Origin of the sequence: Amycolatopsis sp. NPDC051716, from assembly GCF_040681595.1 — a bacterium.
Taxonomy (GTDB): domain Bacteria; phylum Actinomycetota; class Actinomycetes; order Mycobacteriales; family Pseudonocardiaceae; genus Amycolatopsis.
Map to the genome: position 1 here is coordinate 22645 of NZ_JBFAZA010000065.1, position 6973 is coordinate 29617.

General features: G+C 72.9%; 7 protein-coding genes. 5 read left to right on the forward strand and 2 right to left on the reverse strand.

The annotated features are described in order from the left end of the window. Positions 1-62: 62 nt before the first annotated feature. Both AB0M30_RS46000 and AB0M30_RS46005 read left to right on the forward strand, forming a co-directional pair. Positions 63-407, forward strand: coding sequence for a YciI family protein (locus AB0M30_RS46000; RefSeq protein ID WP_364598579.1), 345 nt, complete (start codon positions 63-65; stop codon positions 405-407). Continuing rightward, positions 404-1630, forward strand: a complete 1227-nt coding sequence (locus AB0M30_RS46005) for an RNA polymerase sigma factor (protein ID WP_364598582.1) — start codon at positions 404-406, stop codon at positions 1628-1630. The genes AB0M30_RS46000 and AB0M30_RS46005 overlap by 4 nt, the downstream gene beginning before the upstream one ends. On the opposite strand, the gene AB0M30_RS46010 is transcribed toward AB0M30_RS46005, so the two are convergent. Further along, positions 1603-4287, reverse strand: a complete 2685-nt coding sequence (locus tag AB0M30_RS46010; protein ID WP_364598585.1) for a P-loop NTPase fold protein — start codon at positions 4285-4287, stop codon at positions 1603-1605. The two genes, AB0M30_RS46005 and AB0M30_RS46010, sit on opposite strands and share 28 nt — an antisense overlap. A 192-nt stretch (positions 4288-4479) precedes the next feature. Between AB0M30_RS46010 and AB0M30_RS46015 the strand changes: the two genes are divergently transcribed. From AB0M30_RS46015 to AB0M30_RS46025, 3 genes are read left to right on the forward strand one after another with little or no spacing between them, the layout of a single operon-like run. Next, positions 4480-5547: a hypothetical protein gene (locus AB0M30_RS46015; protein ID WP_364598588.1), complete on the forward strand. Its 1068-nt coding sequence runs from the start codon at positions 4480-4482 to the stop codon at positions 5545-5547. 4 nt (positions 5548-5551) lie between these two features. Then, positions 5552-5899: a metalloregulator ArsR/SmtB family transcription factor gene (locus tag AB0M30_RS46020; protein WP_364598591.1), complete on the forward strand. Its 348-nt coding sequence runs from the start codon at positions 5552-5554 to the stop codon at positions 5897-5899. Further along, positions 5896-6330: an SRPBCC family protein gene (locus AB0M30_RS46025; protein ID WP_364598594.1), complete on the forward strand. Its 435-nt coding sequence runs from the start codon at positions 5896-5898 to the stop codon at positions 6328-6330. The genes AB0M30_RS46020 and AB0M30_RS46025 overlap by 4 nt, the downstream gene beginning before the upstream one ends. A gap of 4 nt (positions 6331-6334) precedes the next feature. Here AB0M30_RS46025 and AB0M30_RS46030 read toward each other — a convergent pair. Beyond that, a partial coding sequence (locus AB0M30_RS46030; RefSeq protein WP_364598597.1) for an SDR family oxidoreductase occupies positions 6335-6973 on the reverse strand: 639 nt, incomplete at its 5' end.

The window sequence follows — 6973 nt, forward strand, 5'->3', positions numbered from 1 at the left end:
CTGTCGATCCGCCCCCGGCGCGTTCGTCTGAGCGGTGACGGCACGACCCCGAGGAGGACGACGTGAAGCAGTACCTGCTCAGCATCTACCAGCCCGACGGCCCGGCCCCGCCGCCGGAGGTGCTCGACGGCATCGCCGAAAAGCTCGACACCCTCAACGCCGACCTCAAAGCCGCCGGGGCCTGGGTGTTCGCCGGTGGGCTGCACCCGCCGTCGACCGCGACCGTGCTGCGGGCCGGCGACGGCGGCGCCCTCGTCACCGACGGCCCCTACGCCGAGGGCAAGGAGCACCTCGGCGGGTTCACGATCATCACCGCGCCCGACCTCGACGCCGCCCTCGCCTGGGGTGGCCGGCTCGCCGGCGCCGTCGCCCCGCTGCCGGTCGAGGTGCGGCCGTTCCGCGGATGAGCGTCGAGGCGGTCTTCGCCGCCGAGTACGGCCGGGCGGTGTCGGTCCTCGTGCGGGTCTTCGGCGACATCGACATCGCCGAGGAAGCCGTGCAGGACGCGTTCGCCGAGGCGGTCCGGCGGTGGCCCTCGGCCGGGCTGCCGCCGAGCCCCGCGGGCTGGATCATCACCACCGCCCGCAACCGGGCCATCGACCGGCTGCGCCGCGAGGCCGCGCGGGCGGACAAACACGCCCAAGCGGCGCTCCTGCAAGCCAATCTTTCGAATGTCACAGCCGAGCCCGTGGAGGAGGGCGCCGTGCCCGACGAACGGCTCCGGCTGATCTTCACCTGCTGCCACCCCGCGCTGGCCCTTCCGGCGCAGGTCGCGCTGACGCTGCGGCTGCTCGGCGGCCTGACCACCACGGAGATCGCGGCCGCCTTCCTGGTCGCCGAACCGACCATGGCCCAGCGGATCGTCCGTGCGAAGAACAAGATCCGCGACGCCGGCATCCCGTACCGGGTCCCGCGCGACGCCGACCTGCCCGCGCGGCTGGCCGCGGTGCTCGGCGTGCTGTACCTGATCTTCAACGAGGGCTACGCGGCCGGCGCGGGGGAGGACCTGGTCCGCGACGACCTGTGCCGCGAGGCGATCCGGCTCACCCGTGCCCTGGCCGGGCTGATGCCCGACGAGCCCGAGGTACAGGGCTTGCTGGCGCTGATGCTGCTCATCCAGTCGCGACGCGCCGCGCGCACCACGTCCGACGGTGCGCCGGTGCTGCTGGCCGAGCAGGACCGGGCCCTCTGGGACGCGGACCTGATCGCCGAAGGGCAGGACATCGTCCGCCGCTGCCTGCGCCGCAACCAGCCGGGCCCGTACCAGATCCAGGCGGCGATCCAGGCCGTCCACAGTGACGCGCCCACGGACTGGCCGCAGGTCAAGGCGCTCTACGACCAGCTGCTGGCCGCGATGCCGACGCCGGTGGTGGCGCTGAACCGGGCGGTCGCCGTCGCCGAGGTCGACGGCCCGGCCGCGGCGCTGGCCCTCGTCGAAGACCTCGGCCTCGACCGGTTCCCGCTGTTCCACGCGATCCGCGCGGACCTGCTGGCGCGCCTGGACCGGCGCGGCGAGGCGGCCGCGGCGTACACGACGGCGATCGAGCTCACCGGTAATCGCGCGGAGCGTGATCTGCTGCGCGGCAAGCGGGCCGCGTGCGGTCAGAGCGCGCCGGGTGAGACGGCGTAGGAGAACCGGCGGACGCGCGGGACCCAGGTCTGGAAGACGCGGAGGTCGGGCAGCGTGATCGACGGCGCGAGTTCGGTCAGGCTGCGGTGCAGGTGTGCCCAGTGTGCGACCTCGCCGGCGGGGAGCGGGCCGACGGCCTGGCTGCGCCACGGCTCGTCGCTCTCCACCGGCTGCAGGTCCGCCACGAAGTCGGTCCACGGCGTCTGCGGCGCCCGGCGGAGCAGCGCGTCGGCGAACCGGCCGAACAGGCGCCCGTGCGCGGTGCACGTCCCGAGCAGCACGACCACGGCTTCGAACTCGCCGTCGAGGAAGGCGGACGCCTCCGAAAGGTCCCGCGTAGCGCGCAGCATCCGGTAGAGGTTGATCAGGCGCTTCGCGTCCCGGGGCGTGTCGACCAGCTGGTCCAGGCGCGCGAGCAGAGCGATCTCCGGCTCGGTCAGGGGACGCGGTTTCGCGGGCGGCTCGGCCGGATCCAGCTGCGCGGCCACCTGCGAGCCGGGCTCCACGGGCAGGTCGGTGACCGGGCGGTCCCAGGTGGCCGCCGGTGCCGGTGCCGGCTCCGGTTCCGCCACCGGGGCCGGCGTGGGGGCCGGGGGTTCCACCATCCCGTCCAGCAGCCGCCGGAGACTGCCGGCGGGCATCCGCGGCAGGACCAGCGGGATGTTGAGGATCTTCTCCAGGTAGTCCTCGGGTGTCACGTGCCACCCGTCGCCCCGCAGGACGGGGTCCGCTTCGATCAGCCGGTCGTAGTGCGAGCTCAGCGACCGCAGCAGCCAGCGCGGATCCACGCCGACGACCACCACGAACAGGTCGAACGCCAGCAGCAGGTGCACCGCCTGCAGCACGTCGACGACCTGGCGGGGGCTGCAGCGGTCGAGGTCGTCGATGTAGAGCACGATCCGGTCCAGCGGCCGGTTCCCGTCGTCGCCGTCGGTGGTCATCAGCGCGACGAGCTTCTCGAAGTCCTTGCGGATGGTGGAGATGAGGCCCAGGTTGCCCTGGTAGTCGTCGGTGCGGGAGCGTTCGGCGAGGAAGGCGTAGAGCCGCCGTCCCGGCGTCAGCTCGGTGAGCTGCCGGCCCAGCTCGCCGATCCGGGCGACGACCTCTTCCAGCTGCCGTTCGGCGATCTGCTGCTCGGCGTCGGCCTGCCGCAGGGCGGCGACCTCCCGGCGTGCGACGTCGTCGAGACCGGTCTGCAGGTCTTCCGCGAGGGTCCGCAGCCGCCGCAGCCCGCCGCGCGCGGCCCGCACCAGCGTGAGCCCGGCGGTGGTGAGGGCGCCGGCCACCGCACCGACGCCGATCAGCCAGCTGCGGATGTCCGGGACGAACGCCGTGAGACCCGCCCCGGCCAGCAGCACGATCCCCGCGACGACGAGGGCGGTCCGGCCCTGGCGGTAGCGCGAGATCCGGCTCAGCTCTTCGGTTTCCTCCCGGGTTTCCCGCAGTTCACCGGCCAGCAGCCGGCCTTGCTCGGCCACGTCGCCGACGCCGAGCTTCCGCCACACCTCGGCGCACTGCTCCCGGAACGCCGGTGACTTCCCCAGCGCCCGGACCAGGTCGAGGGCCCGCGTCCGGCGGCTGTTGCGGGCTTCGCCGATCTTGCGCTTGAGGGCGGCGGCCTCGGCCTGGGCGCGTTCGGTCACCGCGGTCAGCTGTTTGCGCTGCTCGAGTTCGCCGGCGAGCCGGTCACGCAGCCGGGCGCCTTCGCGCAGCCGGGCCTGGTGCTCGGCGTCGGGCTCGCCCGGCTGCCGGACGGGTTCGGCGAGCTGGCGGAAGATCTCGTCGCCGAGGCTGGCCCAGAGGTTGGCGTCGGCGTAGTGCCAGGCGTTGAACCCGACCTGCGCGATCTTCCGGCACTGGCCGGGTGCGCCCTCCAGGTCCTTGACCTGGCCGCGCAGCAGGCCCATGAAGAAGCTCTTCCCGGCGCCCCACTCGCCGAACACCCCGATCGACAGCGGCAACGGCGTGTCCTTCGCGGCGATCACCGTGGCCAGCATGGAGACGTAGGGCTTGACGCCGAGGTGGTCGCGCGTCAGCGGGATGCATTCGTTGGGGTCGACGAGGTCCTTCGTCAGGCCGCCGGCGAGCTGGTCGGGGGAGAAGCCGCCGACGGTGGCGCGCCGGGGGATGGGGGCGGTCTGCCACTGCTCGGCGATGACGTTCGCCTGGTCCTCCCGGTGGGAGAAGAAGATCACCCGCGACACCGCCGTGTGCGCGGCGAGCGCCCCCTCGATCAAGGCGTCGGCCGCGACCTGCGGGTCCATCCCCAGCTGTCCGGTGGCGAACAGCGGCAGGGCGATGGACCGGGCCCCGGCCCTGGCGGCGGCGAGGATCGCGGTCATCGCGGCCATGGCGACCGCCGTCCCGGTGGGCGCACTGCGCTGGTCGGAGGCGTGCGGCGTCGCCAGCAGGACCCAGCGCAGCTGGAGTTCACCGCTCTGCCCGTCCAGGTGGAGCACGCCCGGCGCGTCGGGCTCGACCTTGCCGAGGGGGATCGAAGCCCAGTCCGCGTCGGGGAACTCCTGCACCACGGCTTCGGCGACTTGCCCCAGCGTCGCGCCGACCGAGACGGCCAGGGCGTCCACCGGCAGCTCCCAGGGCCGGTGGGTCAGCGCGACGCTGTAGGTGACGCCGTCGACGGTCCGCAGCTGGGTCATCACCGGGGGGTGCTGAGAGGGGTGCACAGTTCCAGACTCGCCCATCCGTCCCTCGTCGTTACTCCCGGGGCTCTGCGGGTGTTCTGAGTTTCGATATGTGACCTTATCCAAACTCAAGCGATCTCGGAGCAACTTTCTAATTTTGAACAGTAGCTTCTAGTTCTAATCAGAACCTGTAGTAAGGTGCCGATCATGACGGAAGACGCAGGTCAGGTGCGCGTGTGCGAGTACCGGAGGTGCGGAGCCGCGCTGCCGCCCGCAGTGGGCCGGGGCAGCCGCGCGCGGTTCTGCCAGGACGGCAAAACCTGGGGGCGGCGCAACCTCAGCTGCCGTGACGCCGAGGCGGTGCTGTCGGACGCCGAGTCGCTGCGGGAGAGCGACACCGAGCTGGACGACACGGCCGTCACGGCGCTGGCCGGCCAGGTAGACCGGGTGCTCGACCCGGCTCGCGGACTGGTCGAGACGCTCACGACGCTGCGCCACCAGCTCGAGGCGACGACGGCGACCGCGCTGGCCGAACGGGACGCGGCCGTGGCCGAGGCCAATGAGCACCGTCTGCACCGGGGCCGCGCGGAGGCCGAAGCCGCCCAGGCCCGGGAAACGGCCGAGACAGCCGTCGCCGCGGCTACCGCGGCGGAGAAAGACAGGGCGGTCGCGCTGCGGGAGCGGGACGAGGAGCTCGCCGCCCGGCGAGCCGCGGTCCAGGAACAGCAGCGGGCCGAAGGACAGCTGGCCGCGGTGCGGGACGAACTCGCCCGCGTCGCCGATCGGGCCGATGCCTCCGCGGCGCTGGCCGGCGAACGGGCCGCGGTGATCGCCACGCTGACCGCCGAACTGGCCGCCGCCCGGACCGCGCTGGAGGAGGAACGCGGCCGCGGTCAGGTCGCCGCGGCGCGGGCGGAGGCGGCCGAAACCCGTGCCGATGCCGTCCAGGAACGGTTCGACGCCGCCCGCGAAGAACACGCCCGGGCCGTCGCGGCTCAGGAAGCCGCGCTCGACCGGGCCCGCACCGAGGCCGAGCGCCTGCGGGCCGGCTTCGACCAGCGGCTGGCCGAACTGCAGGCGGCGCACGAACAGACGGTCCGGTCGATGCACGAAACCACGACGAACCTCGGCGCCGAGCTGCGGGCCACGCTGAGCCGGGCGGAGACCGCCGAGCGGGAGCTGGGCGATGTGCTCAAGACCTTGCGTCAGGCACCCGAGCTGCCCGAAATACTTAAGCAGTTACTTGACCGACCCGGGTCGGCCGAGTTAACTTAAGTACATGCTTGACCATGAGCAGGCGCTCGACCTGGTGTTCCGCGCTCTGGGTGACCGGACGCGGCGCGCCTTGGTGGAGCGGCTCGTGCGTGGGCCGGCGTCGGTCAGTGAGCTGGCCGCGCCGCTGACCATGTCGCTCGCCGCCGTCGTGCAGCACCTGCAGGTGCTCGAGGCGGCCGGGATCGTGCGGTCGGAGAAGGTCGGCCGCGTCCGCACCTGCCGGATCGAACCGGGGGCGCTGCGGGCGGGCGAGCAGTGGCTGGGCCGCCAGCGCACCACGTGGGAGAGCAGGCTCGACCGGCTCGGCGACTTCCTCGCCGAGCCGGAGACCGTGGAAGGGAGCACGTCATGACCGTTTTGCACCACACGTTCAACCTCGAACGCACCTACCCGGTGTCGCCGGAGCGGGTGTTCGCCGCCTGGTCGGATCCGGCGGCGAAGGACCGCTGGTTCGTCTCCGAAGGCAAGCACGAGCTGGACTTCCGCGTCGGTGGCCGGGAAACCATCGACAGCCGCACGCCCAGTGGCGGCGCGCTGAACTTCGCCGCGACCTACCACGACATCGTGCCCGAGAAGCGGATCGTCTTCTCCGGCACGCTCACCGGCGAGGGCAAGCTCTCGACGGTGTCGACCACGACCATCGAACTGTTCCCCGAGGGGGACGGGACCCGGCTGGTGCTCACCGAGCAGGACACCTTCCTCGACGGCGCCGAGAAGCCGGAGTGGCGGGAGCAGGGCACGGGTGAGTGGCTGGCGAAGCTGGGCAAGGAACTGGAGTCCTAACGGCTCACTCCGCCGCGAGCGGCACTTCGGGGGCCGCGACGACGGCCGCGGGCTGGCCGGCTTGGACCGTCCACACCTGTCCGGTGGCGGGGCCGGCGAGCACGGTTTCGATCGCGGCGGCAACGGCTTCGGGGTCGGCCAGGCGCAGGCCGTGGTCTCGCAAGGCCTGCCGGTGCGGGGCGAGGGCGGGGGTGTCGACCAGCCCCGGGCACAGGGCGTTGATCCGGATCCCGGCGGCGGCCAGCGCCGGGGCGGCCGACCGGGTCAGGCCGACCAGCGCGTGCTTGCTGGTCGCGTAGAACACGTCCGGTGATCCGCTCAGCCCGGCGATGCTGGCGATGACGGCGATGGATCCGTGGCCTTGCCGCCGCATCCGGGGCAGGCAGGCGTGCAGGCCGTAGACCACGCCGTCGAGGTTGGTGCGCAAGGTGTCGCGGTAGCGCTCGACGGTGAAGTCGTGCAGGCCGCAGCGGCCGGGGACGGCGGCGTTGAGCACGACGTTGTCGAGCCGGCCGAAGGCTTCGACGGTGGCGGTCACCGCGCGGGTGTTGTCCGCCGGTTCGCCGACATCCATGGGGACGAAAAGGCCGCCGGCCTCGGCGGCGACGGCCTCTCCCGCGGCCGCGTCGCGATCGGCGATCGC